At 47.3% G+C, this 25,546-nt stretch carries 22 protein-coding genes and 1 pseudogene; 21 read left to right on the plus strand and 2 right to left on the minus strand.

Features of this window, described 5'->3' with window-relative positions; translation table 11 throughout:
- Nucleotides 1–7: 7 nt before the first annotated feature.
- The 21 genes and pseudogenes from ASG81_RS01685 to ASG81_RS01780 all read left to right on the plus strand — a co-directional run bounded on the left by ASG81_RS01685 (nucleotide 8) and on the right by ASG81_RS01780 (nucleotide 24,024).
- Complete coding sequence (locus ASG81_RS01685; protein WP_056628180.1) at nucleotides 8–3,685, plus strand: dynamin family protein; 3,678 nt, start codon at nucleotides 8–10, stop codon at nucleotides 3,683–3,685.
- 295 nt (nucleotides 3,686–3,980) lie between these two features.
- Nucleotides 3,981–5,765: an ABC transporter ATP-binding protein gene (locus ASG81_RS01690; RefSeq protein WP_056628183.1), complete on the plus strand. Its 1,785-nt coding sequence runs from the start codon at nucleotides 3,981–3,983 to the stop codon at nucleotides 5,763–5,765.
- A complete protein-coding gene (locus tag ASG81_RS01695) occupies nucleotides 5,765–7,588 on the plus strand; it encodes an ABC transporter ATP-binding protein (protein WP_056628186.1) in 1,824 nt (607 codons plus the stop codon). The genes ASG81_RS01690 and ASG81_RS01695 overlap by 1 nt, the downstream gene beginning before the upstream one ends.
- A 135-nt stretch (nucleotides 7,589–7,723) precedes the next feature.
- On the plus strand, nucleotides 7,724–8,905 hold the full coding sequence (purT, locus tag ASG81_RS01700) for a formate-dependent phosphoribosylglycinamide formyltransferase (RefSeq protein ID WP_056628189.1): 1,182 nt from the start codon (nucleotides 7,724–7,726) through the stop codon (nucleotides 8,903–8,905).
- 163 nt (nucleotides 8,906–9,068) lie between these two features.
- Entirely contained in the window at nucleotides 9,069–9,545 is a 477-nt protein-coding gene (locus ASG81_RS30540) for a hypothetical protein (protein ID WP_155971077.1), read from the plus strand.
- A gap of 7 nt (nucleotides 9,546–9,552) precedes the next feature.
- Nucleotides 9,553–9,747, plus strand: a complete 195-nt coding sequence (locus tag ASG81_RS01705; protein WP_056628192.1) for a hypothetical protein — start codon at nucleotides 9,553–9,555, stop codon at nucleotides 9,745–9,747.
- A 56-nt stretch (nucleotides 9,748–9,803) separates the two neighbouring features.
- On the plus strand, nucleotides 9,804–10,028 hold the full coding sequence (locus tag ASG81_RS01710; protein WP_056628195.1) for a hypothetical protein: 225 nt from the start codon (nucleotides 9,804–9,806) through the stop codon (nucleotides 10,026–10,028).
- A gap of 647 nt (nucleotides 10,029–10,675) precedes the next feature.
- Entirely contained in the window at nucleotides 10,676–12,199 is a 1,524-nt protein-coding gene (locus ASG81_RS01720; RefSeq protein ID WP_056628201.1) for a spore germination protein, read from the plus strand.
- A 27-nt stretch (nucleotides 12,200–12,226) separates the two neighbouring features.
- On the plus strand, nucleotides 12,227–13,429 hold the full coding sequence (locus ASG81_RS01725) for a Ger(x)C family spore germination protein (protein ID WP_056628204.1): 1,203 nt from the start codon (nucleotides 12,227–12,229) through the stop codon (nucleotides 13,427–13,429).
- Nucleotides 13,430–13,435: 6 nt separating this feature from the next.
- Nucleotides 13,436–13,669 carry a hypothetical protein gene (locus ASG81_RS01730; RefSeq protein WP_056628207.1) on the plus strand — a complete coding sequence of 78 codons (234 nt, stop codon included), beginning with the start codon at nucleotides 13,436–13,438 and terminating at the stop codon, nucleotides 13,667–13,669.
- Nucleotides 13,670–13,685: 16 nt separating this feature from the next.
- Complete coding sequence (locus tag ASG81_RS01735) at nucleotides 13,686–14,777, plus strand: GerAB/ArcD/ProY family transporter (protein ID WP_056628210.1); 1,092 nt, start codon at nucleotides 13,686–13,688, stop codon at nucleotides 14,775–14,777.
- Nucleotides 14,778–15,328: 551 nt separating this feature from the next.
- Nucleotides 15,329–15,886 (plus strand): recombinase family protein, encoded by a 558-nt coding sequence (locus ASG81_RS01740; RefSeq protein WP_056628212.1) that lies wholly within the window; start codon nucleotides 15,329–15,331, stop codon nucleotides 15,884–15,886.
- A gap of 263 nt (nucleotides 15,887–16,149) precedes the next feature.
- The coding region (locus tag ASG81_RS01745; protein ID WP_442952794.1) for an RCC1 domain-containing protein at nucleotides 16,150–17,520 on the plus strand (1,371 nt) is incomplete at its 3' end.
- Nucleotides 17,521–18,236: 716 nt separating this feature from the next.
- Entirely contained in the window at nucleotides 18,237–19,004 is a 768-nt protein-coding gene (locus ASG81_RS01750) for a hypothetical protein (RefSeq protein WP_056628215.1), read from the plus strand.
- A 122-nt stretch (nucleotides 19,005–19,126) separates the two neighbouring features.
- On the plus strand, nucleotides 19,127–19,354 hold the full coding sequence (locus ASG81_RS01755) for a hypothetical protein (protein WP_056628217.1): 228 nt from the start codon (nucleotides 19,127–19,129) through the stop codon (nucleotides 19,352–19,354).
- A gap of 101 nt (nucleotides 19,355–19,455) precedes the next feature.
- A complete protein-coding gene (locus ASG81_RS01760) occupies nucleotides 19,456–19,671 on the plus strand; it encodes a DUF3885 domain-containing protein (RefSeq protein WP_056628220.1) in 216 nt (71 codons plus the stop codon).
- Nucleotides 19,643–19,947: DUF3885 domain-containing protein (locus ASG81_RS33785; RefSeq protein ID WP_442952795.1), on the plus strand; the 305-nt coding region annotated here is incomplete at its 3' end. The genes ASG81_RS01760 and ASG81_RS33785, both read left to right, overlap by 29 nt.
- A gap of 1 nt (nucleotide 19,948) precedes the next feature.
- A pseudogene (locus ASG81_RS33790) lies at nucleotides 19,949–20,272 on the plus strand (DUF3885 domain-containing protein); the annotation flags it as partial.
- 1,191 nt (nucleotides 20,273–21,463) lie between these two features.
- The gene (locus ASG81_RS01775) at nucleotides 21,464–22,534 is read left to right on the plus strand and encodes an S-layer homology domain-containing protein (RefSeq protein ID WP_056628229.1); all 1,071 of its coding nucleotides are present in this window, start codon (nucleotides 21,464–21,466) and stop codon (nucleotides 22,532–22,534) included.
- A 33-nt stretch (nucleotides 22,535–22,567) separates the two neighbouring features.
- Nucleotides 22,568–22,729 (plus strand): CapA family protein, encoded by a 162-nt coding sequence (locus ASG81_RS33795; RefSeq protein ID WP_442952796.1) that lies wholly within the window; start codon nucleotides 22,568–22,570, stop codon nucleotides 22,727–22,729.
- 413 nt (nucleotides 22,730–23,142) lie between these two features.
- Nucleotides 23,143–24,024 (plus strand): phosphotransferase family protein, encoded by an 882-nt coding sequence (locus ASG81_RS01780; RefSeq protein ID WP_056628232.1) that lies wholly within the window; start codon nucleotides 23,143–23,145, stop codon nucleotides 24,022–24,024.
- 240 nt (nucleotides 24,025–24,264) lie between these two features.
- On the opposite strand, the gene ASG81_RS01785 is transcribed toward ASG81_RS01780, so the two are convergent.
- Nucleotides 24,265–24,882 carry a zf-HC2 domain-containing protein gene (locus ASG81_RS01785; protein ID WP_056628236.1) on the minus strand — a complete coding sequence of 206 codons (618 nt, stop codon included), beginning with the start codon at nucleotides 24,880–24,882 and terminating at the stop codon, nucleotides 24,265–24,267.
- Nucleotides 24,883–25,362: an RNA polymerase sigma factor gene (locus ASG81_RS01790; RefSeq protein ID WP_056628238.1), complete on the minus strand. Its 480-nt coding sequence runs from the start codon at nucleotides 25,360–25,362 to the stop codon at nucleotides 24,883–24,885.
- Nucleotides 25,363–25,546 lie beyond the last annotated feature (184 nt).

Consider the following 25,546-nt stretch of genomic DNA (forward strand, 5'->3'; position numbering starts at 1 on the left):
GAAGCAAATGACAGAAATAACAGTGCAAAGCATAGCGGGAGCATTATCCGAGGCAGCCGGCTTGATGGCGGCAGCGGGAGATACAATACATGCAAAGCAAGCACAGGAGCTAAACAGTAAGCTGACCGAGGGTCGGCTTACTGTCGCTTTTTGCGGGCATTTTTCGGCAGGCAAATCAACCTTAATCAATCGTTTATGCGGCGCGAAGCTGCTTCCCTCAAGTCCGATCCCAACCAGCGCGAACGTCGTATCGATTCGCGGCGGCGATCGGGCCTATGCGGCAGTGGAAACGCTGCGAAGCGGCGTGGCGGCGAAAGCGGAGGTTCCAATCGACGAGCTTGACCGCTATTGCATAGACGGGGAGCAGTTTACATCCGTGTCCATCGTTTATCCAAGCGCGCTGCTGGGCGACCATACGGTGCTGCTTGATACGCCTGGTATTGATTCAACCGACGACGCGCATCGGATGGCAACGGAGTCTGCACTCCACCTTGCCGACGTCGTGTTTTATGTGATGGATTATAATCATGTGCAATCCGAAATCAATTTTACTTTTGCCAAGCAGCTGAAGGATTGGGGGAAGCCCCTATACTTTATCGTTAATCAGATCGATAAGCACCGCGACCGCGAGTTGTCCTTCGCAAGCTATCGTCAAAGTGTTGAGGATGCGTTTCACGCTTGGCATTTGGAGCCGGCGGGGATCGTCTATTTGTCGTTGCGGGAGCCGGATCATCCGCAGCAGCAATGGGAGCAATTAATCGAGCTGCTGGAGCAGCTACAAACGCTCCGCAAGCCGCTTTGCGTATACAGCGTAGACGCCTCACTGCGTCATTTGGCGGATGGCCATTTGAAGTGGGGCGAGCTTCAAGCGGAACCTGAGCGCGAACGGCTTCTCGAGGAAGCTGGCGGCGAAGAGGCGGCAGCCCGCGTATCGGGTGAAATGGAGCGGTTGAAGGCGCTGATCACTAAAATTGCGGGAGAAAAAGAGGTTTATCGGGCACAGCTGCGCAAAGAGCTGCAGACGCTGCTCGATAATGCAAATATTACGCCTGCGGGACTGCGTGATTTGGCTCAGACGTTTCTGGAGAGCCGTAAGCCCGGCTTTAAGGCGGGTCTGCTGTTTGCGGCGGCCAAGACGGCTGCGGAGCAGGAAAGGCGCTTGCAGGCTTTCAGCGGGGAATTGAACGGCTTAATCAGCGCATCCATTGATTGGCATGTGAAGCATTTGCTGCGCATGGAAGCGGAGCGTACCGGTTTTGATGGCGAGCGGCTGGAAACGGAGCTCGCGCGGAAGCTTGCGTGGCTGCCGGATTCGGAATGGCTCCTTGCACGGGTGAAGGCTGGCGCCGTAATCGGCAATGAATATACGATGACGTATAGTCGCGACCTTGCCGCGGATGTGAAGTTGGTTTACCGCCAGCGGGCGCTTGAGCTGATCGATGCGCTGGCGGATCATGCTGCGGCGGCAGGCGAAGCTGCAGCCGCTGAGGCGAATGCACAGCTGGCGGCGCTTCGCGCACAGGCTGGCGCGCTTGGGGCGATGGCAGCGATGGAGCAGCGCGCTGCAGAGCATAAAGCGCGGCTCGCTGAGGCGATGGCTGAGGCGCCGGCGAGGCCGGTATTGCCCGCGCCGCGCGCTGCAGATGCGGGAGCGCAATCGCAAGCGGCTGGCAAGGCTGCCCGCGAAGCTGCCCGTGAAGCAGCTGCTGCGCGCGATTCGCTGGCGAGCGACAGCGGCGTTGCAGCGGCGCAGCGGCACGCGGCAGCGGGGCGGAGCGCCCTTGCCGGCGGAGCTGCCCTCGCGCAGCAGCACAGCGCTGCTGCGCGCTTAGCGGGCGCCGCTGAGCTGCTTGCTCCGCACGCGGCGCTTGCTCCCGCTGCGCACGCGATGCGCGATAAGGCGAAGCGCCTGCAGGACAGCCGCTTCACCATCGCATTGTTCGGCGCCTTCAGCGCCGGCAAATCATCGCTTGCGAACGCGCTGATCGGCGAGCCGGTGCTCCCGGTTTCGCCGAATCCGACGACAGCCGCGATCAACCGGCTCGTGCCCCCTACGGCGGAGCACGGCCATGGCATGGCGCGCATCGTGATGAAGTCGCGCGCCGCCATCGAGGACGACGTGCGCTATTCCTTGGCGCTGCTCGGCGAGAAGGCGGGCTCCGAGCATTTGCCGGATGCCGCAGCGCTAATGCGGGCGATTGACCGCCTTTCACCGGATTCCATCGGGGCTGGCGGCCGCCCGCATTACAGCTTCCTGCGCGCCGCTCGCGCGGGCTGGGCAGAGCATGAAGCGCAGCTCGGAGAGCAGCTTTCGGTTGATCAAGCGGAGTACGAGCGCTACGTGGCGGAGGAATCGCGTTCCTGCTTCGTCAGTGAAATCGAGCTCCACTACGACTGCGCCTTAACCGCGCAGGGCATCGTGCTCGTTGACACGCCAGGAGCCGATTCCGTCAATGCGAGACATACGGGCGTTGCATTTAACTACATCAAGAACGCCGATGCCATACTGTTCGTAACGTACTACAACCATGCCTTCTCGCAAGCGGACCGTCAGTTTCTGATGCAGCTGGGCAGGGTGAAGGATCAGTTCGAGCTCGACAAAATGTTTTTCCTCGTTAACGCGGCTGATTTGGCAGCTGATCAAGAGGAGCTTACAGGCGTATTAAAGCATGTGGAGGCGAATCTGCTTCAACATGCCATTCGTTCGCCGCGTCTGTTCCCTGTATCAAGCCTGCAGGCGCTTGACGGAAAAATGGATGGAAATTCAGAGCTGCTGAGGCGCTCCGGCATCGAAGCATTCGAGCAATCATTTATTTCGTTTATTCAAAACGACCTCGGACGTTTGGCCATTGATGCGGCGGAGCAGGATTTAAAACGTGCGGCAGCTACGGTTGCAGGCTGGCTGCAAAGCGCTGAGGGCGATGCCGCGGCGCGGGAAGCGGAGCTTAACGCATTAGCGCATGCTGTTAACGAAGGGAAACGCGAGATCGCAGCCCTGCAGACAGGAGCTATGCCCGAGCAGCTTAAACAGGAGCTTAGCGAGCTGTTGTATTATGTTGTGCAGCGTTTGCAATACCGTTTCGGAGAGTTTTATAACCTGACCTTTAATCCGGCATCGCTGCAGGACGATGGACGTGATCTCCGCAAAGCGATCTGGACGTCGTGGCTTGAGCTGCAGCGGCTTGTCCAGCTGGAGCTCTCCCAGGAGATGCTGGCAACGTCGCTGCGGATGGAACGGGGCGTTCATTCGTTATTGCAAAAGCAATATGTCAGCTCGGCGCAGCGTTTGGAAGCGTCAATTGCGTCGTATAGCGCTATCCCATATGCAGCTGCAGCTTTGCCAACGCCGGAGGAGCCGGCTCCATGGGAAGCAGCCGCAGTCGATGCGAAGCTGCTGTGGAGCCGATTTAAATCGCCGCGTCAATTTTTTGAAGGAGAGGGCAAATCCTTGCTTCGCAAAGAGCTGGAAACGCTGCTTGCGCCTTCCTTGAACGGATGGATGTCTGAACAAACGGCGCGTTGGGCTTCGTTCTATGAGCAGATATGGCAGAAGGCTGCCGATCAAGCCGGCAGCCAGCTGCAAGAGGATATGCTTGCCTATGAGAGCGGGAAGCGCAGCCTGCTAATTGGAAGCGCGGATACGTCGGAGCTAAAGCAGCTATACAATCGGTTAATTCATATCTAATTTTCAATGAATGTAGATAGTTCCATCTTATTAACAGCTGAATGCTTTTGCGGGCGCGTATTGCGCCTGCAAAAGCTTTTTTTATATTTGTGTGTTTCTGTGCAAAAAGTGAGTAATTGGCACATATATGCAATGATTTAAGACCATTTAGGAGCATTGACCGTTTCCAATTTCCATATCGCCAATATAAGCGGTATCAATCACATATACGCATATTTATACTGTTTGCTCGCATTTCCCGATGCTGATAATATTCATTCATACTTACAAAATAGCAACGGGGAGATGGATTTACTTGGACGTATTAAGGCAGTTGAAAGCATTTTATTGGGCGGAACGGAAGTTTTTGTTCTCCTCCATCCTATGCTTAATGAGCGCTACAGCGCTCGGACTTGTCTATCCGAATTTGCTGCGATACTTGATTGATGATGTGATCACGCCACAGAAATTCGAGCTTGTACCAGCGCTTGCTTTTACGGTAGTTGGAGTCGTCACATTTAAAGGCTTTATGCAGTTTTTACACGGATTTTTTGGCGGACGCCTCGGAAACCGGGTTGCCTTCCGCATGCGGAACGCTTTGTACGACAAGCTGCAAACGCTGTCCTTTCAGTATTACGACAAAGCCAAGACGGGCGATCTGATGTCGCGTCTGACAGCGGATCTGGAAGCGATCCGCAACTTTATCGGCTTCGGCTTTGCGCAGATTTTAAACATGGTGCTCATGATCGTGTTCGGAGGCGTCATGATGCTGTCGATTCATTGGCAGCTGACGCTCATCACGCTAGTAACGATACCGCTGCTCGGCTTTGCCGCGATTCGCTTCGAACGCAGCATCCATCCCGCATTTCGAGAAATGCGCCAAGCGATGAGTAACTTAACGACAGCGGTGCAGGAGAACATTACAGGAGTCCGTACTGTCAAATCATTTGCGCGCGAGTCGCATGAAGTATCGAAATTTTCGGTACGGAGTGAAGCGTATCAAACGAATCAAGTCGGCGCCGCTAAGATTTGGGCAAAATTTTTCCCGGTCATGGAGCTTGTAGCTAACTTAAGCGCTGTCATCCTGCTTGTCACCGGCGGTATTCTCGTCATTAATCAGTCGCTTAAGCTTGGCGAGTTCGTCGCGTTTTTCAGCTTGATATGGTACATTATCGGTCCGATGTGGGGACTTGGGTTCCATATTAACAACTATACGCAGTTCAAAGCATCAGGCGAGCGGGTGCTGGGATTGCTGAACGAGCATGTACATGTCAAAAATATTGAGCACGCGATTGAAGTCAACAATGATTCGGTAAAAGGCCATGTACGCTTTGACCATGTTACCTTCAGTTATCCCGACAAATCGCCAGCTGTAACCGACGTTGTGATCGACGCGCCAGCTGGCTCTGTCATCGGATTTCTTGGAGCGACGGGCTCGGGGAAATCGACGATTATTCAATTGCTGATGAGAGCCTATAACGTGAAAAATGGCACAATAACGCTTGATGGCATCGATATCCGTAACCTGGACGTTGCAAGCCTTCGCCGCCTGATAGCGCCTGTGTTTCAAGAAACGTTTTTATTCTCGGCCTCGATCCGCGACAATATTGCATACGGAATTAAAGATGTAACTCCGGAACAAATCGAGAACGCAGCTAAGCTGGCCAAAGCGCATGATTTCATTATGGAGCTGCCGCTAGGCTATGATACGATCGTTGGCGAAAGAGGGATGGGTCTATCCGGCGGACAGAAGCAGCGGATCGCGATTGCGAGAGCGCTGATCAAAAATCCGCGCATTCTTATTTTGGATGACGCAACCAGCGCGGTAGATATGGAAACCGAGCATGATATTCAAGCGGGCTTCAAGGAGCTGATGGCGGGTCGCACGACCTTCATTATCGCTCACCGGATTTCTTCGCTCAGACATGCGGATGAAATTATCGTACTCGACAAAGGCCATATCGTTCAGCGCGGATCGCATGCGCAATTAATCGCGCAGCAGGGGCCTTACCGCGATACCTACAACATTCAATATGCTGATTACCCGCTGGATAATGCACCACTGGCGGCGGCGGAAGATCGGAAAGGGAGTACCGTATAATGAGCACGAGTGTCAAAGCAAAGGCCAGCAACAAAAATGAACGCTTCATCTATCAGGACGACGAGCTAATCGAAAAACCTTTTAACTGGGGACAATTGCGCCGATTGTTTATGTACATGAAGCCTTATTCGAAACAATTGATGCCTGTTATATTCATGATGATTCTCGGGACGATGACCCGGCTCGGCGTGCCGGCGCTCGTCATCCTCGCGATCGATGAAGCGATCGCCCCGGGGAGCGGGGAGACGAGCGTACAGAAGCTGCTTATCTTCGCCGCTATTATGCTGTTGTTGTATATTATACAATGGGCATCCAATACGTACCGGATCAAATATACGAATATTATCGGACAAAAGGTCATTTATGACCTAAGAAACCATTTGTTCCAGCATATTCAAAAGTTGAGCTTCCGTTTCTACGATAAACGTCCGGCCGGCTCGGTGCTCGTTCGCGTAACGAACGACGTAAATGCGCTGCAGGATCTGTTCACGAACGGGGTCGTCAACCTGCTGATGGACTGTGTACAGCTGTTCGGTATCGTTATTATTTTGCTCATATGGAACTTTAAACTTGGACTTGCGGTAATGATTACCGTGCCGCTCATGTTTCTCGTATCGACGACGTTGCGCAAAAGAATCCGTTTCGCCTGGCAGGATGTCAGGATGAAGCAATCCCGTATCAACTCCCACTTGAATGAAAGCATTCAAGGGATGAAAGTAACGCAAGCATATGTGCAGGAAAAAGACAACATGAGCTTTTTCGAACATATGAATACGGACAATATTAAGTCGTGGAACAAAGCATCCGCGCTCAACCAAGCCTTTGGACCCATTATCGAGGTCACATCGGCAATCGGAACGTTTATCCTGTTCTGGTACGGCGCTCATCTCATTCAAGCCGGAGCGATCACGGTCGGCTTGCTGGTCGGATATGCCAATTATATCGGTAATTTTTGGGACCCGATCAACCGGCTCGGTCAAATGTATTCCCAGCTGCTCATTGCGATGGCATCCTCGGAGCGCATCTTCGAATTTATCGATGAGGAGCCGACAGTCGCCGAGTTAACCGAAGCCAAACCGCTGCTAAAAATTAAAGGCGACGTGAAGTTCGACCGCATCGTGTTCGAGTACGAGAAGGGTAGGCCGGCTCTGAAGGGCGTTACAATTGATGTGAAGGCCGGTCAATCTATTGCGCTTGTCGGGCATACCGGCTCGGGCAAAAGCACGATCATTAACCTGCTCTGCCGCTTTTATGATCCGGTGGAGGGACGCGTACTCATCGATGGCGTCGATATCCGTGACGTCACGATTGAGAGTCTGCGCTCGCAGGTCGGCATCGTGCTCCAGGATACGTTTATTTTCGCAGGCACGATCCGCGACAATATCCGCTACGGTCGACTGAATGCAACGGATGCGGAAGTCGTGAAGGCGGCTCAGGCCGTCAATGCCCATGATTTCATTATAGGGCTGCCTGACGGGTACGACACGCAGGTAGAGGAGAGAGGAAATGTGCTCTCCATGGGTCAACGCCAGCTGTTGTCATTCGCGCGGGCGCTGCTTGCTGATCCGCAAATTTTAATTTTGGACGAAGCAATGGCGAGCATCGATACCGAAACCGAGCTGAAAATTCAAGAGGCGCTTAAAGCGCTGCTCGCGGGACGCACATCCTTCATGATCGCTCACCGTTTGTCGACGATTCGCCATGCGGATGAAATTATCGTGCTTGACCATGGTAAGATCGTAGAGCAGGGCAACCATGAATCGCTCATTGCAAGACGCGGCGTTTATAACGGCTTGATTGAGGCGCAATACCGTTTTCTATAACAGCTGTTCATAAAATGGTTGATTTTTACCCTTGGAACCTCCACAATGGAAGAAAAAACGAACCGAAGCGCATGTCCGCAACCTTTAGGGCAGTGGACAACGTTTCGATTTGCTTCCAGGAGGTTCTTTTTGTTTATGTATGGATCACCGCTAACATCGAACGCCCGTAAACTGCTGCTGCTTGGCTCCGGCGAGCTTGGAAAAGAGGTTGTGCTGGAGGCTCAGCGTCTAGGCGTTGAAACGATCGCCGTAGACCGGTATGCGAACGCGCCGGCCATGCAGGTCGCGCATCGCAGCTATACGGTCGATATGCTGGATGGAACGGAGCTGCGCCGCATTATCGAAGAAGAGCGTCCGGATTTTATCGTTCCAGAAATCGAAGCGATTGCAACGGAAACGCTGCTTGAGCTTGAGAAGGAGGGACACCGCGTCATTCCTACTGCACGCGCCGCATGGCTAACGATGGACCGCGAAGGTATTCGCCGCCTCGCTGCCGAGACATTGGAGCTTCCGACGGCACCTTACCGTTTCGCCGATACGCTGGACGAGCTTCGCCTTGCGGCATCAGTGCTTGGCTTTCCTTGTGTCATTAAGCCGATCATGAGCTCTTCGGGCAAAGGGCAGAGCGTATGCCGCTCCGAATTAGAGCTTGAAGCATGCTGGAATTATGCGATGGAGGGCGGCCGCGCGAAGAAGCAGCGGATTATCGTGGAGGGCTTCATAACATTTGAATCCGAAATTACGCTGCTGACCGTTCGCTCCGTTTCGGGTACGAGCTATTGCCCGCCGATCGGACATGTTCAGAAGGATGGCGATTACATTGAATCCTGGCAGCCGCATGAAATGACCGAGCAGCAAATCGCTCAAGCGGAAGAGATAGCCCTCCGTATTACGGATGAGCTTGGCGGGTATGGCATTTACGGCGTCGAGCTTTTCCTCACGAAGGATGGCGTTTTATTCAGTGAAGTGTCGCCGCGTCCGCATGATACAGGCATGGTGACAATGGCTACTCAGGATTTATCCGAATTTGCCCTTCATGTTCGAGCAATTCTTGGGTTTCCGATACCGGCGGTTCGTTTGCTGACGCCAGGCGCATCGCATACGCTGAAAGCAGATCGCGAAGCTGCCTCATTCCGGATCGGCGGTATCGAGGAAGCTCTTGCGGTACCAAACACGCAGGTTCGCGTGTTCGGCAAACCGGAGACGAAAGTAGGCCGCCGTATGGCTGTTGCGCTTAGCAGCGCTCCCGATGTGGAGCAGGCACGGGAAACAGCGCGTTTAGCCGCAGAAGCTCTCTATATCGAATACAATAACTAATTAACAATAAACAAAGAAACCTCCAGAATTCCAAACATGCGGATCTGGAGGTTTTTTTTGCCTTTTTTATGTAGAACTGACGGACATGTAAATCCAACATCATAAATACAATAAGATAACGTTTTAGCAGGTATCCATTTGCACGGAGGCGGTGAAATCATTGGTGAGTTCCTGGAGACATGAGGGCATACGCGATCCTCATACCCAGGCGACATTTCAGGCGCTTGTCGATGCCATAATTCCGCCTTATTGCCTATGTACTGGGACCCCGGTGACGGTTCAAGCACCGGGGGCGTTACATCTTCGTATTCAAGATTACGTCATTTGGGATCTGGATCATTCTGTAGAGTTACAACCATCGGGGGATACAGACAGCATTCCTTTATCTAAGTCAACCGCGCTATTGCTTGATATCCCCCTTGAAAATCTTCCCCGGCCCTATCAAAATAACCCTGTACACATTCAGGTCAAGATGTCTTCCATTCATCAATTAACTTTATTCGGCTATTACTCGGAATGGTTCGGATATGGAACGACACGGCTTTTACCGTCAAACCTTAGAAGAATCGAATGCTGCCCGCCTGGCTGGAGTTTGACCCGGTACACAAGTAGCTCGAAAGTATGGCAATCGCGTCATTAAGATGTTTATGCAAAGCGGTAGAACGTGGGATAGCGAGGAAAGCTGGGAAAGCAACATTGAAGGTTTGGAGGGTGCTACTGAACTTAGTGATAGCTTCCACAAGGAAATGAAATCCGCGTGGGATTGGAAGGAAGCTATGCCTGATCTCGTTGCCCGTTCCAATATGATCGAAGTCATTACTGACGAGCGCTTTTGTAAATAATCGGTACCGCGCCGAAAGGCGCGAAGCTTTTTTATCAAATATTGGAGGGGTTGGATATGAAATATTGCCCAAACTGTTGTACATTGCTGGAACGAGCGGATTACATGGAAGACGAGAATAGTTTTGAGGAAGAATTGGTTTGCATGGAATGTGAAGATGACAAGTATTATCCGATCGACGTGGAACCGCCTTGCTGCATTTGCGATACAGACGATGATATTGATCAAGACAGCGGTTTTATTTGCACCGCCAGTAAGTATTATCTGCGTGATGAAAATTGAATTTAATAATAGGTTTAACTCAATTGAAAATGGATGTTTTGGAAATGTAATTAATAGTTACAGTCGCAAACGTGATGTTTTAGATGATTTTACTCCATGGCGAATAATACACAAGTCAGTTTTGTATCATACGGGAAAATATTCTCAACCCGCGTGGTTATTGGGTTTTTACGTTAGTTGACCGAAACAAAGAGCAGGCTGCCTCCGAGGCAGCTGCTCTTTGTTGAGCGACATAACACCTTTCTGTGGTTCGCAACAGCAGATCACGGCACTAATAAAATACCTAGATAATCAGTATAGTTTAAGCAGTGGTGGGTTACGGGGCGATACTCGGGTGACATCAAAACTGTGACTACACCCGTAGAAGCCTGTGTGGCGTGATCTTCGGACAGGGGTTCAAATCCCCTCGCCTCCACCATGCAAATCCACAACCGCACGAGGTTGTGGATTTTCGCTTTCATCGCCTTTATCTCGGAAAAAGACAGAGCCAAGCCATTTGTAACGATGGCCTGGCTCTTTTTTGATCTACACCACATGCAGGTTCATCCCGAAAGCGCGTTCGTCTTCAACGGGAGTTCTTTAGTTTAAAAAGGTCTTGACAAGACGATACTTGATTTAATAATACGAGTGAAACACGAGGGTTAACGATGGAAGCTCTGAAAACAAGTCTGGAAGAAAATATTCAGCAGGTAAAAGCAGCTCTTGGAAACAGCGGAGATATCATCATCCGAGAAATTCCGCTTGGATCAGAAGGGAAAATCAAAGCTGCGATTCTCTACACCAAAGGATTGGTAAATACCAATTCTGTTCATAATTTTATCATCGAATCTCTCATGTTGGATACCCGGGGAACGGAGTTTGAGCAAAAGGTTTCTTCCGGTCAGAATGCTTTACAGCTCATCAAGGATTTTGCCCTTACGGTAGGCGAAATTAAAGATGTAACGGATTTTGAGACGCTGTTTACCACCCTTTTATCAGGGAAAACCATTTTCTTACTGGATGGATATACGCAAGGTTTTGCCATCGGATTGGCCGGATGGGAAAATCGCGGGGTGACGGAGCCTACCTCCGAATCGGTGATACGCGGACCAAAGGAAGGTTTCTCGGAAACTTTATTTACCAATACCGCATTGATTCGTCGAAAAATCAAAGACCCTAACCTGTGGTTAGAGAGCCGGAAAATAGGGAGAGTCACCAAAACGGATGTCGCGATCATGTTTATCAAAGGGATTGTAAATGACAAGGTGGTCGAAGAATTACGCTCTCGTCTGGATCGAATTGATATCGACGGGATATTGGAAAGCGCCTATATCGAGGAATTGATTCAGGACGAAACCTACACTCCTTTTCCTACGGTGTACAATACTGAACGTCCTGATGTGATTGCAGCCGGATTATTGGAAGGGCGTGTTGCAATTATAATCGATGGAACTCCCTTTGTTCTCTTAGTCCCTGCTTTGTTCGGCCAATTCAATCAGGCAGCCGAAGACTATTATCAACGTGCGGATATCGGAACACTTATTCGTTTGCTTCGATATTTAAGTTTTTTTATCGCCTTGTTGGCACCTTCTCTCTACATTGCCATTACCACTTTTCATCAAGAAATGATCCCGACCCCACTGCTGATCAGTTTGGCAGCCCAACGGGAAGGGGTACCCTTTCCTGCTTTTATTGAAGCTCTCGTGATGGAAATGACCTTTGAAATTCTGCGGGAAGCTGGAGTGAGACTGCCGAGAGCCGTAGGTCAAGCGGTATCCATAGTAGGGGCGTTAGTCATTGGACAAGCTGCTGTAGAGGCTGGCATTATATCTGCGGCGATGGTTATTGTGGTATCCATCACTGCAATCGCGAGTTTTGTATTTCCATCTTATAATATGGCGATTTCCGTAAGAATTTTACGGTTTGGGTTAATGGGGCTTGCCGCTTCCTTTGGTTTATTTGGCATTACCTTGGGTTTAATTGCACTCGTGCTTCACTTGTGCAGCTTGCGTTCTTTTGGGATTCCCTATATGAGTCCTTTTGCGCCTTTCATTCTTGCGGATCAAAAGGATATGCTGTTTCGGTTGCCGCAGTGGGCATTGTTTTCACGCCCGCGCTTAATCAGTCAGAAAAACGTGATTCGAGAGCAAAATCCTCCGACACCAAAACCGGAACCGCGAAAACGACTATAGGGGATCGGAAAGGAGCGAGTGGGAACGATGAAACGAAAATTGTTCATGCTGGGGATTCTCATTCTCGTCCTGACCGTGAACACCGGTTGTTGGAACCGCAAGGAATTGAATGAGCTCGCTATCGAAGTGGCAATGGGGTTCGATAAATCGGGGGATAAATATCGAATCACTTCTCAAGTGGTTGATCCCGGAGAAGTGGCGGCGAAGGATGGCGGTACAGGACGTACACCGGTCATAACCTATCAAGCCACAGCAGATACTCCGTTTGAGGCGAGAAGGAAAATGACAACGATGAGCCCCAGAAAAATCTATTCCGCTCATATTCGAATGGTTGTCATCGGCGAGGAATTAGCAAGAGACGGAATAGAAAATTTTTTGGATTTCCTATCGCGGGATCATGAACATCGGGCGGATTTTTTTATTGTTGTGGCGAAGGGGACAAGTGCCGAAAATGTACTGAAGATCTTAACGCCTCAGGAAAAAATTCCTGCCAATGAACTGTTCGATTCCCTTAAAACGTCGGAGAGAGCTTGGGCGCCCACTTCAGGCGTCACATTGCATGATCTCCTATCCGATCTCGTGAGTACGGGGAAACATCCAGTCTTAACCGGCCTAAAAGTGAAAGGGAGTCAGGAAATAGGTCAAAGCAAGGAAAATGTAGAAAAGATTGATAATCCTACCCGATTGCAATATATAGGACTTGGCGTTTTTAAAAAAGATAAACTCGTAGGTTGGCTAAATGAAACTGAAAGCAAAGGGTATAACTATATCATGGACAACGTGAAAAACACAGTGGGCGTTATCCGCTGTCCGAAAGGAGGAAAAGCCGTTTTGGAGGTCATTCGAAGCAAAGCGGCGATGAAAGGGAAGGTAAAGAACGGAAAACCGGAAGCTGATGTCGAAATCCGTATAGAAGCTAATGTGGGGGAGGTAGAATGCAAGAACCTTGATCTAACCCAAACAAACACGATCTATGAAATGGAAGCAAGAGCGGAACAAAAGGTAAAAGAATTTGCTGAAAAAACAATCAAGAAAGCGCAGAAAAAATATAAAGCGGATATATTTGGCTTTGGGGAAGCCATTCGCCGTACAGATCCTAAATTTTGGAAGACGGTAGAAAAGAATTGGGATCAGGAATTTACGGATCTTCCGGTGAATGTAAAGGTTGACGTAAAGATTCGACGCACAGGTACCGTCAGTCAATCCTTCCTGAAAGGGTTAGAGGAGTAGAGGCTTATGTGGATCGTCTTTGGAATTCTTACGTTAGCTGTTGTAATCGCCTTCATCGATGTTCCTTACCTTTTGAAACAAGGGTTGAAAAAGGAGCTCTGGACATTTTCGATCCTGCTCCTGTTAGGAACGGGGTTAAGCATTGCCGAAGGATTGCAAGTGGAGATCCCCAACCCAATGGATGCGTTGGCTTTTATTTATAAGCCGCTTATTGATTTACTATTCGGTTTATTTAAGTAGAACGGAGTGGGAAAAGTTGCTGGAAAAGGCGAAAATCGAAGCGCGTCAATTTGCAATGCTGGTGTTTATGTTTACGGCGGGAAGCTCCCTCTTATTGGCTCCAGCCATGCTTGCTGCCCCTGCGAAACAGGATGCTTGGCTGGCGGGTATTCTAGGAGTGGGAGCGGGACTTTTATTCGGGTTGCTTTATACAAAGCTGGGCAGATTATATCCCGAAATGAATATGGCCCAATACAGCGAAAAAATCCTTGGAAAATGGATGGGCAAAGCCGTCTCGCTTCTCTTTCTCCCCTTTCCGTTTCTTCTCGCTTCGCTTGTTCTTCGCAATATAGGGGATTTTCTTACCGTGTATATCATGCCTGAAACGCCAATCCAGTTTATCCATGTTTTGATGCTATCCGTTGTGATGATGGGAATCCGTCTTGGGATTGAAACGATAGCACGTGCTGCAGAAATTATTTTCCCATGGTTTATCCTCCTGTTTCTTTTGCTTGCGATCTTTGTTTCGCCTCAAATAGATGTGCAAAAAATACAGCCGGTCCTTGAAGAGGGGATGAAACCCGTGCTGCATGGTGCCCTTCTATTTGCAGCGTATCCTTTTATGGAATATGCTACTTTTTTGTTTATCATTCCTTATGTAAATCGGCCCGAGAAAGTAGGCAAGGCTTTTTTCGCGGGAACTTGCATGGGAGGAACGGTTATCGTCCTGCTCACGGCTCTCTCGGTCCTGGTTATCGGTCCGGATCATACGGCGAGAGATGTATACCCAAGTTATGTTCTGGCCCAAAAAGTTAACATCGGTGATTTTTTGCAGCGGATTGAGGCGATTATAGCCGGCTTGTGGTTCATTTCTATTTTTTTCAAACTAAGCATTAGCTTTTATGCGACTGCGTTAAGTTTGGCCCAAATTTTGAATCTGAAAGAGTATCGTATGCTTGTATTTCCTTTAGGAATGATGGTGGTTGTCTTTTCTCTTGTGAGCAGTCCCAATATCGTCTATAACTTTACTGTTGTTCTGCAAGTATGGGTATTTTTCGCTGGAACGTTCGGGCTCTTTTTGCCGTTATTCCTTTTAGGAGTGGCTGCAATTCGGAAAAGACATTCCTGAAGCCGTTCGAAGGCTTCAGCAGCCCGAGCTTCAATACGACGGTTGCAGCCCCTTTGTTGCGAATCCGGTCCGCGTCCTTTAGTGTGGCGATCTCCAGATTATCGTTCATGAATTCCGCCAGCTTCAAGTAATTCACCATATAAATCCCAGGAGTTAAAGCAATTTCTTAAGTGACGGGGAGCATGGTGCCAGATCAGCCACCTCCCCAAACAGTCTCAGCATCACGCGGCGGCGAATTGTGGATTTGCCCCGATGCCCCTCGCCTCCACCAACCCAGTCCGAATGAGGGCTGGGTTTTTCTGTGTCCTAAAGTTGTACACGGATTTGGACATCAAAAAATAGATGTTTATTTACTATGCTCCGTCAATTTATTATTTCTATAATATTTCCAGCTGTCGTATCAGTCTAAAAAACGATCGTTTTTTAGACTTTGTAAACATCATCTTAAAATGCCCCAAACTGATCATTGTTTTAGTCTATTAAATCGTCTATTATTCAAGGTATATAAAATATGCCAATCGAAGGTTTAGTAGACAAAAGGAAATTGGAAAATGACTAAAATTGGGTATGCACGTGTTTCGACTTCCGATCAGTCCATGGATTTACAAATCGATTCTTTGAAGGCTTCCGGATGTGAGCGTATTTTCGAGGAAAAGGTCTCCGGAAAGAAAAGTGATCGACCAGAGTTAGCTCGCTGCTTGGAGTACTTGCGTTCCGGGGATACATTAGTCATCTGGAAATTGGATCGACTTGGTCGGACGACAAAGCAGTTAATCGAGCTTTCGCATGATCTTAAAGAAAGAGGAATCAGTCTGCAGATCATCACTCTGGGTGTAGATACTAGCACACCAGCGGGCAAGCTTTTTTTCGCTATTATGGCTGGTTTAGCTGAAATGGAGGCAGAGACAATTCGAGAAAGAACCCAAGCCGGCTTACAAGCCGCTCGGGCTCGAGGTAGAAAAGGAGGAAGACCGCCATTAGATAAGAGCAAAGTTGAAATGGCGCTGCTTCTGTATGATAGTCGGAAATATACCATAAAAGAAATAACTGAGCAGACCGGAGTGTCTAAAGCAAAGCTATATCAAGTTCTCAAGAACAAAAACGCTTGAATAGGAAATTTTACTTATAGGCAGATAACGCTATGACGAATGTGGATTGTCTGATTACTCACGACTCATGTCCTCCCGAAAATTGTTGTCAAAAGAACATAAACCTCTTTCTATTTCCGTCCATATCGAGTTCATTCAATGCAAATATACCTATGTTTGTGTTGAAATTTTTGGTAGATTTGTTTTGTAATAGTGCAATAAGCACATTCATAGATTTTGGTAATATGGTAGATTCAAGGTAAAAAATAATGGAGTGAAGATTGATGAGACGACGGTTTATGCTTTTAGTTTATGGATTTCTGATACTGACACTGCTACTGCCCTTCCAGACAGCCGCCGCAGAGGCCGATTCCGCGGTGGTAGCAGAGAGTTCGAAATCGGGTGTAACGATGGTTGATGGAGGAATCTCCCATACTCTCGCTCTCCAAAATAAAGGGACGGTCTGGGCATGGGGATCAAATTCCTCAGGCCAGCTGGGCGACGGGACCAGAAATGATCGATTGACCCCCGTTCAGGTGCAGGGTCTCAATTCGGTAGTCACCATTGATGCAGGGTCGTACCATAGTTCGGCAGTTAAAAACGACGGGACGGTCTGGACGTGGGGATCGAATGCCAACGGTCAACTGGGCGACGGGACCAGAAACGATCGATTTACGCCCATTCAGGTACAGGGTCTCAGTTCGGTAGTCGCCGTAGATGCGGGATTAATCCATAATTTGGCATTAAAGAGCGACGGGACGGTCTGGGCGTGGGGATTGAATACCGACGGTCAACTGGGCGACGGGACCAACAATGAGCGATTGACTCCCGTTCAGGTGCAAGGTCTCGATTCGGTGACCGCTATCTCTGCGAACCGTGAGCATAGTTTGGCAATTAAAAACGACGGGACGGTCTGGGCGTGGGGAGGGGATGACTATGGCGAACTGGGCGATGGATACCCCGAAATTGATCAGTCGATTCCCGTCCAGGTACAAAATCTCAGTTCGGTAGTCGCTGTAGATGTGGGCTTTTATCATAATTTGGCATTAAAAAGCGACGGAACCGTATGGGCGTGGGGAAGGAATAATTCCGGCGAGCTGGGCGATGGAACGGTTAAGATTCGTTATACTCCCGTTCAAGTGCAGGGTCTCGGTTCGGTAGTCGCTATTGCAGTAGGCCTTTCGCATAGTTTGGCGGTCAAAAGTGATGGAACTGCTTGGGCATGGGGATCGATTGATAGAACGTATACGCGCAGTTCCACTCCCGTTCAAGTACAGGGTCTCAGTTCGGTGGCCGCCATCTCATCGGGCCATTGGCATAGTTTCGCCGTCGAAAACGATGGAACCGTATGGGCGTGGGGAAATAATTGGGCGGGCCAACTCGGCGATGGAACTACAAAAGATCGTTTGACCCCCATTCAAATTCTAACGAACCAATCTGACTTCCAGCTTTCCGATTCCAAAACTTTTTCAGACGGCCGGTACAATTATGAGTATTCGTTATATTACGGGTACATTTCGTCTCCAGGCCAAATATTGAGTGGATTTTGGAGCCCACCTAAAGGCTATCATGGGGTCGTTAATGTCTCCATGGGTTCTCCGTATGGAGAAAATTATGACCTTAGTCTGGAGACCGTGGGCGAGGGTAACCGATTGNCCCTAAAGGCTATCATGGGGTCGTTAATGTCTCCATGGGTTCTCCGTATGGAGAAAATTATGACCTTAGTCTGGAGACCGTGGGCGAGGGTAACCGATTGCCGGAAGATACGACGTTACTCACAAATGGTACCGAGTACAGTGCTACTGAGGTGCCCGGAGGTTACAGAGCGGAGTGGAGAGTTAAGGGACATACGTGGAATGATTATAGTCCGGATAAGAAAGTTTTCGTCTATGTGAGCATCAAATACGACAATCACTGAAGATATTGCTATGTTTTCGGAAACTTAATGATCGGCCGCGGGATCGCCCCGCGGCCTTTTTATACCCCGGAAAAACACCGGGTTCCATCGGAATTTTTAACGGGACTCGGCAAGGATAAAAGACCCCTCTAAAAACACTCCTTTGTTTTTTGCCTTTGTCCTCCTTATGGTAACAGGAGCATACGTAATACGTAATTAATTTCTTAAGCGTGGTTTTAACGTATTTTGGTTGGCTGGACCCCTTACGGTTATGAAAAATGAGTTAATAATATTGTATAAATAGGCCTCCATGCGGCAGCCTTCGTTAAGCTAACGGGTACGTTTGTTGAATAACACACATTAGATGAGCAGGCACTGCGGTGGCCTGCTCATTTTGCTATCTGGCAGATTGTCGCAACAATACTCTCAATGTGAACGTCTGTTGATTACTGATAAAAATAGGGGGTTGACTATATGAGAATAAAAATGATGCTAATGGTAATCTTGCTGCTGTTCACCGCTTGTGGAACTAAGAGCCATGAAGAAAAACAGGTTTCGAAAAGTAAAGAAACCCCCAAGCAGGTACTTTTGGAAACCAAAGATAATGTTAAGGATTGCCCCGATGCAGAAATTGACTACATTGACGCTTTAATGTGGAATGACATTAGCTACGAATATGTTGGAGATGAAACTTTTTCAAAGGAAGCCTTAAAGGTCGGGAAGGGAAAGGAAGTTGGCGAGATCGACTACACTTTATCAGACAACGCATGCATGGATTATAAAATGAAAAACCGTGATGCAACTTTCCTGCCTGAAGGTACGAAAGTATATGAAGTGGAAKGCTATAAATCGACTTTTAGGCTTGTCGCTGGGGAAAAATTGTATCAATCGAATGGTAATCCAAAAGCTAAAACCGTTTCAGATGTCTATGATATTCATGGTAAAGTCTCCAAAATAAGCTTCGAGAGCACCAACGACGGCCACCATATTTCGGATTTCACCGAAGAAGTGGAGAAGGAATTTATAGAAGAATACCTTGCATTGGAGTATGTAGGTTTTGACGAAATATACAAAAGAGGAAAAGGACTTGGTGACAAAGGCAAGGAATTTCTGCGCATTCATTTGGATGATGGCACATCGTTCCGAATTAGTTATTGGACTGAGGAGAATCTTATAAGCCCTGGAGCAGTTGGAACGGACAGATTAAAAACAATAACACTAGAGCAAGGTAATACCGATTAGGTTAAACGTTACGCTAACGGGTACGATAGTTGGCTACCGCGTGGCAGCCTTTCGCTCAACTAATGGGCAGTTTATGGGAGAACGTATGGCAAAATGAAATAAAAAGAGAAGGAGTGAAATTAATGGATAATACAGCTAAATATGCACTTGGTGCATTCGTTGGCTGGTTATTAGTTCAAATTTCTGGCACAGTAGAAGGAACTCTTCATAAACTAATTGGTTGGATTGACCCTATTAGGTTTCTTCCGAACCTTTTGGGTATCTTAATTGCTACTATTGGTTGGGTGGCAACAGTCTTTTTTTCTTTTCACGTACTAAAAACAGCTTGGAAAACATTTCGTAATCAATAATACTTAAGAAATCTATTGTTCACTAACGGGTACCGAGACAAGAAGGCGGCTGCCCAGTACGACTTGGTGAAATAAAGCTTTAAAACGAAGGGATATTTGCAGTGAATATTGTAAAAGAAATGAAGGCGCATGAAATGAAGGCGCATGGTCCTTACATTCGTTTTGAACTAGGACTTGAAAATTTGAAGGATGAGGCATATCGGTGTGAAAGTCTTCGTCGCGCGCGATCCATTTATCGTTCAATTTTCGATCCTGAAGATGATGTAATTTTTATTCATCGAACCAGCTATGGTACGAAAAAAAAAGCGAGTAGATAAAATACGATTAAAGCGCTTTTTTATAACGCGATTAAAGCAAACGCGATCGTGCACTTTGCCATATGAGTTTGATGAATCGGATGACGAACTTTACACTAAAGAATGGACCGTTGAAGTTAAAGCGAAAGAAATCCGAATGCCGTATGTACTTGAATCCATTGAAAATGCCGACTTCATGCGTAAACCGACCTCCGGCGGTCGGATTTACCTGTATAACAAAACAAAAGGCATTTTGTTTCACATGTATGACGATCGGGGCTGTGATGTTTTCAGTTCNCCGACCTCCGGCGGTCGGATTTACCTGTATAACAAAACAAAAGGCATTTTGTTTCACATGTATGACGATCGGGGCTGTGATGTTTTCAGTTCCGACAAAGGCACTCTTTTGCCTCTCTACCATTTACACCGAAAATGGATCCTAGATTTTAACCGATACGAAATTGACAGCCTTTTCGGCGAAGGACTCGCCGGTATCATGAAACGGACGAAGAACGAAAGTTCCGATGGGCACTTAACGACAAAAAAGTTACTGATTCCGGAATCAATCTTAGGCGAGTTAATACCTGTCACATATCGCATCATTTCGAGATTCCGTCCGTAAATGCCGATAAGTTTGCAAGAGAAATCGCGCTCACGTCGTTCGCGATTCGGCGGATTTCTATAACGGATGATCAGGTTACGTTTATAGCTACCAAAACGCAAGCATTAGCGCTAATTGATTATCAAACGCATCTCATGAGTATGTACGGTAAAAAATATGGGACCTATACCGGCTGGAGCTTTGAAAAAACAGTTTGATTCAGCACAAATTAATAACCATTCCGCTAACGGGGACAATAGATGAACGATCTAGGGAGCAGTTTGCCGCGGCAGCTGCTCCTTTAATCATTCAAGTAACGGGCAGGATAGTTAATAAAGGTAAATCAACTATCCGTATAGAATATTTCGGAAACAGTTTATCAGCTTGGAGGAAGTAAATGTACAGTTACATTCATTGGCACGCGTTTTTMAAAGCGAATACTGAGGACAAAGTTCGTAAGCTGCTCGCAAAATTTGAGGATGYATGTGAGACAAAGGTTACCCAGTCAGTATTTGAACGTTATTGGAAAGACTCCTCATTATATGATGTYGGATTCAGCACGCCCTTAAATAAGGACGAAATTACTGAGGCTGTTTTCTCTACTTTAGTSATTTCTCATAAGCTGGCTTATACATGGGAGGTTACTGGTCCTTCTATTTCAGAATCAGGGATATGGCAATTTCGTGGACTGACCACTAACACAAAGGTTACGGGAATCGAATGGATTCAGTTTAGATTAGAGACTGACTCGTAATTGCACTAACGAGTACGTTAGCACAATAATACCGGCTGCAGACATCAGGTGGCCACATATAAAAAGCAAAATGAGAGTTGGCTGCTGAATTCGGGTGGCCAGCTTTTTTGATGTCAAAAGTCAACCAAACATCATTAAACAGCGCGAAATAGAAAGGAAAGGATAATATGTGGAAGCAATTTGTTTGTTTTTAATTTATCGGTCTTCCCTTCTTCTCATGCCGCCTATCCCACCCTGACGCTAAGCGCGCTGTCCATCAGACTCGTGGGAGCATATAAAAAGCCTGATTACGGTTAAATATTGTTAAGTGATGAAAAGTCCTTTAAGCGGATTATGAGCCATGCCAGGCAGCCACTGTAAAGGGTTTATTAGTCCACGTTCATCCATTATTTACAGATTGCCGCATCACCGGGTCAGGTGCTACGATCTTGTAAATCTAATTCAAGGAGATAAGAAGGATGAAAAAATGGTGGATTGCATTGCTGGCCATAGTCATGTTGGCAGGCATCAGCCCGACTGGGGCAATGGCCGATCCGGACGGTGAATGGGATGTATCCGATTATGATCTTTCCCGTTATTTCCCGGAGGATATTGACGGGCACTGGGCGGAATTGATTTTGGCCGACTTTGTGCAAGCGCATATCTTGAACGGCTATGACGGCCCTGAGGGGGAAGTCGTAATTAAGCCGGACAATACGGTGACTCGGGCCGAGTTCGTGAAATTATTTATGGCCGTCGGTTTAGAGGCGCGGGCGGATGGCCCTTCGTTTTCAGACGTCCGACGGTCGGACTGGTTTTATATTCCGGTGATGACGGCCAGCTCGTATGGGCTTGTCAATGGGGTAGACAATGGAGTATTTGCACCCGGAAAAAACATCACCCGCGCGGAAATCGCGGCAATGTTGGTCCGGCATTTTGAAGGAAAAGTACCGTTCGACGGGTCGATCAAATCGTTCTCGGATACGGCCAATCATTGGGCGAAAGCTTACATTGAGAAGCTGAGCAAAGCGCAAATTATCGACGGCTACGGCAATGATTTCGGTCCTGACCGATTGGCCACACGGGCTGAAGCGACAGCGATGATTCAGCGTGCACTGCAGAAAGAGACGACCAACCTACCGCAGGACCAAACACTGATCGACGCGGTAAGGCAGTACGATCAACAGTTGGAATCCGCGCTGGAGAAACAAGATTTTGGACAAGCAAAGGGTGTGGTTCAGTCTGCCAGCTCTGGTTTTTATCAAGCGGCGAGTATGATAACCCTTGGAGATTTAAAGGAAGGCATACAATCGGGTGAAATCGCCGATGTGTCCATTGAAGGCCAAGCGAGCTACAAGATCATCCGCAAAAGTGCCCATTATGCGACCGTTGAACGGACGGGCTTGAAAATGAAAGTGACTGTCAATAACGAGGAGAACCCAGAAACGATCGAGTTTCCATTAGATGAAACGCTGTCTTTGAGATTAATTGACATCGGATGGATCATTTATGGAGCAAACCAGGCTCAACTCGTAGGGGCAGAAGAATAGGTCGAAGCTGTCACGATTATTCGATCCGCCCGGATACAGGGTCAGGACCGCTACGATTTCTCGCCGATCTTCCGCCATGTCGCCCCTTTGCTGTGCAAGGCCGATTTGACCATCGGGAACCTGGAAAACCCCGCTGGCCGGCAGGGAAGCGCGCTATACGTACAATCATCCCCGGACCGGATTTTACATGTATAACTGTCCCGATGAATTGGCCCCTTGTTTAAAAAAAAGCGGGGTTTGAATCTGGCCGCTTACATCCGCATCCGTTACGCTAACGGGTACGATAGTTTAATTAACCGACTAGTCAAAGGCGGTTTTTAGTTGGTTGAAACGTTAACGAAATTTACAAAATGACCAATCTGTTAAATTGGAGAAATGCTTACGATTAGCCGCAAAGACGGCTTCTAGTAAGCCTTTTTTATTTATTTTGGAATCCATTAATAACTTGTACTTAACATTTTGATTCTATTGTATTATTTAGCTAAACATTTCGGGCGAGAGGAGGGTTACCCCTGAGATCAAAGGAGCAAATACCGTTCAGCCAATCCGTGACCGGGAGAAGATCCGTCAGATAAAAGAACTGCTCATACATAGACAGGAGGTTACATATGAGTTCTATTCTAAAAGTTATAGAAAAGCTAAAGTTGAACGTCTTGAATGTTGAAGATGTTCCAGAGTCATTTAGTTCTGATGTATACAAACTTACTCTTGCCAGTGGAGAAATCGTTTTTGTAAAAATTCCATTTAACAAGGATAAACTATTCCGTGAATTTCAGATGCTTGAAACATTAAAGGGTATAATACCTGTTCCTAAGGTATTGGACATTTGGTACGGGGATGAAAGTACTACTGGAGCATTGCTTCTTTCAGCAATTCAAGGTATGCCTTGTACAGGAGACATTGATGAGAAACTCTCTTTTCAAATTGGCGTGTATCATGCTATGCTCCATGAGGTAAAAACTCCTGGGTATGGTTATCATGTAACCGGTGGTTTTAAGTTACTTGACCAAAATAATTGGAGATTACATATCAAAAGTAATTTTGAAAAGTGGAAAGAGCCATGCAAAGAGATTCTCGACTCAAAATTGTATGAAAGATGTATTCTTCACTTTGATGGAATTTTCTCTGCTTTACCGGATCCTGACGGACCATGCATTGTTCACATGGATTTTAGACCAGGTAATATATTGGTGAATGGTAACGAGGTTGCTGGCATTATTGATTTCGAGAGTGCCCGTGGTGGATCGTCGGAAATAGATTTTACAAAAGTCAATCGATATATTTGGGAAGTCAATCCGAGAACAAAGTTACCGTTCATTGAAGGTTATCAATCGATTCGACCTATGTTGGCTCTGGAAAGAGTGCTGCCATTTTATGATATTTACGATGCTTTCAGCGCAGTTGTTTGGTGTAAAAACAGAGGAATTGAAAAAAATCAAACGTTCCTTCAGGAAAATATTCTTACTTTAAGGAATTCGGTGGGTTATTGAGTATAGTTGTTTAGATTTGAAAGGGCAGGCCATCCCACAAAGGATGGCCCTAAAACTTGCCGTTACAGACAGCGCGGAGAACCGTACCATAAGTAACGGCGAAAAGTTGGAGTGCACACCATAGAATATTACAGCAATTCTTTTGCAAGATGAAGAAAAAGATAAAAGAGATATATTTAAATCACCGGCGATTAGGCCGTCGAGATAATCGACGACCTTCCATTTCAGTCTCCTTTGCACCTAGGGGTGCTGCTTGTCATAATTATCTGATGTAAAAACAATGTCACCGTCTCCTAACCGGAGAATGACTTTATAATCACGCTTGTTAAAGCTGTCAATCGTGCTGCCAAACATAAAGGAAGTATTGTCGCTTTCCAAGATCGGTGAAGGCAGCAATTCGTGAGGTTTTACAAGTACACCAACAATAGGCTTGATACCATTGCTATCTTTTTCGCCATAAATCGGCTCTGTTTTTACAAGCAAGGCTTTGCCGTTTGTAAGTTCCATATTTATTCGCCACGTGTCCCCCACAACGCTGGTTGTATAGATGAGATCTGCCTTGCGGGCAGGAGAGCCTATGGCGAAAAAGTAAGTTAACAGTGCAAAAATCAACAGGAGTACTGTAAATCCCGTTACCACTTTCTTCGTTGTTTTTTTTCTTACTTTCTTCAGAAAATCAATTTCCTTCTTATTTACATGTAAATCGGCGTTATCTATTGAAGCGGACAGCTTAACATGAAGAGCAAGGCATGCTTCGCATTCCTGCATGTGTTGCTGGATGTCATGTTCGGTTTCCGTACTGAGCAAGCCGTCTATATAATTTAGCAATAGGTCTTGGACAATATGGCATTGGATCATTTATAACACCTCCATAATTTTTTGTTTTGCTCGGTAGAATGTGACACGTGCCCAGTTTTCACTTTTGCCAAGTATTTCACCTATTTCTGCGAAGGAAAATTCACCGGATATACGCATATGTACAATTTCTCGCATAGGTTCACTCAATTGGTGAATAGCTCGATACAAGTCCATTTTGTTGCTCTGGAACAGGCTGGCTTCCTCTGGCGACATATTCGGTGAAGGGATATCCTCGTGCAACTCTTGGTTTGGATGCCTTTTTCTTTTTCCAAGTTCCTGATACCACACGTGCTTGGCGATCTGGCAAAGCCAAACACTTATTTTGCAGGAGCCGTTATAGGTATGAATCGAGTATACAGCGCGGTAAAATGTTTCCTCCGTTAATTCCTCGGCCAAATCTTCATCATGAGTAAGGCTAAGTAAATATCGGTAGACACTTTTTGCATAATTTTTATAGATTTCTTCTATATCCTCCGCCACTTTCTCACTCCCTTCGACTATATATCCGATAAATTTATAGTTCGTTACAATTGAATTTAATTTTTGTTTTTTCTTTATAGTATACGTGTCACTCGTGGCCTTGTTGTACAGGCCGTAGCGGTCGATTATCGAATCCGATCTGGTGCAAAATATTGTTAATTATGTGTTCTTTAGCATTGAAATT

Origin of the sequence: Paenibacillus sp. Soil522 (genome assembly GCF_001428245.1) — a bacterium.
Taxonomy (GTDB): Bacteria; Bacillota; Bacilli; order Paenibacillales; family Paenibacillaceae; genus Pristimantibacillus.

Coding starts and splice junctions, on each gene's coding strand:
- ASG81_RS01720 (WP_056628201.1), top strand. CDS start 10,676: ATGGAAGCTCTGAAAACAAGTCTGGAAGAAAATATTCAGCAGGTAAAA.
- ASG81_RS01710 (WP_056628195.1), top strand. CDS start 9,804: ATGAAATATTGCCCAAACTGTTGTACATTGCTGGAACGAGCGGATTAC.
- ASG81_RS01730 (WP_056628207.1), top strand. CDS start 13,436: ATGTGGATCGTCTTTGGAATTCTTACGTTAGCTGTTGTAATCGCCTTC.
- ASG81_RS01685 (WP_056628180.1), top strand. CDS start 8: ATGACAGAAATAACAGTGCAAAGCATAGCGGGAGCATTATCCGAGGCA.
- ASG81_RS01740 (WP_056628212.1), top strand. CDS start 15,329: ATGACTAAAATTGGGTATGCACGTGTTTCGACTTCCGATCAGTCCATG.
- purT (WP_056628189.1), top strand. CDS start 7,724: ATGTATGGATCACCGCTAACATCGAACGCCCGTAAACTGCTGCTGCTT.
- ASG81_RS01725 (WP_056628204.1), top strand. CDS start 12,227: ATGAAACGAAAATTGTTCATGCTGGGGATTCTCATTCTCGTCCTGACC.
- ASG81_RS01705 (WP_056628192.1), top strand. CDS start 9,553: ATGCAAAGCGGTAGAACGTGGGATAGCGAGGAAAGCTGGGAAAGCAAC.
- ASG81_RS01775 (WP_056628229.1), top strand. CDS start 21,464: ATGAAAAAATGGTGGATTGCATTGCTGGCCATAGTCATGTTGGCAGGC.
- ASG81_RS01785 (WP_056628236.1), bottom strand. CDS start 24,882: ATGATCCAATGCCATATTGTCCAAGACCTATTGCTAAATTATATAGAC.
- ASG81_RS01755 (WP_056628217.1), top strand. CDS start 19,127: ATGGATAATACAGCTAAATATGCACTTGGTGCATTCGTTGGCTGGTTA.
- ASG81_RS01695 (WP_056628186.1), top strand. CDS start 5,765: ATGAGCACGAGTGTCAAAGCAAAGGCCAGCAACAAAAATGAACGCTTC.
- ASG81_RS01780 (WP_056628232.1), top strand. CDS start 23,143: ATGAGTTCTATTCTAAAAGTTATAGAAAAGCTAAAGTTGAACGTCTTG.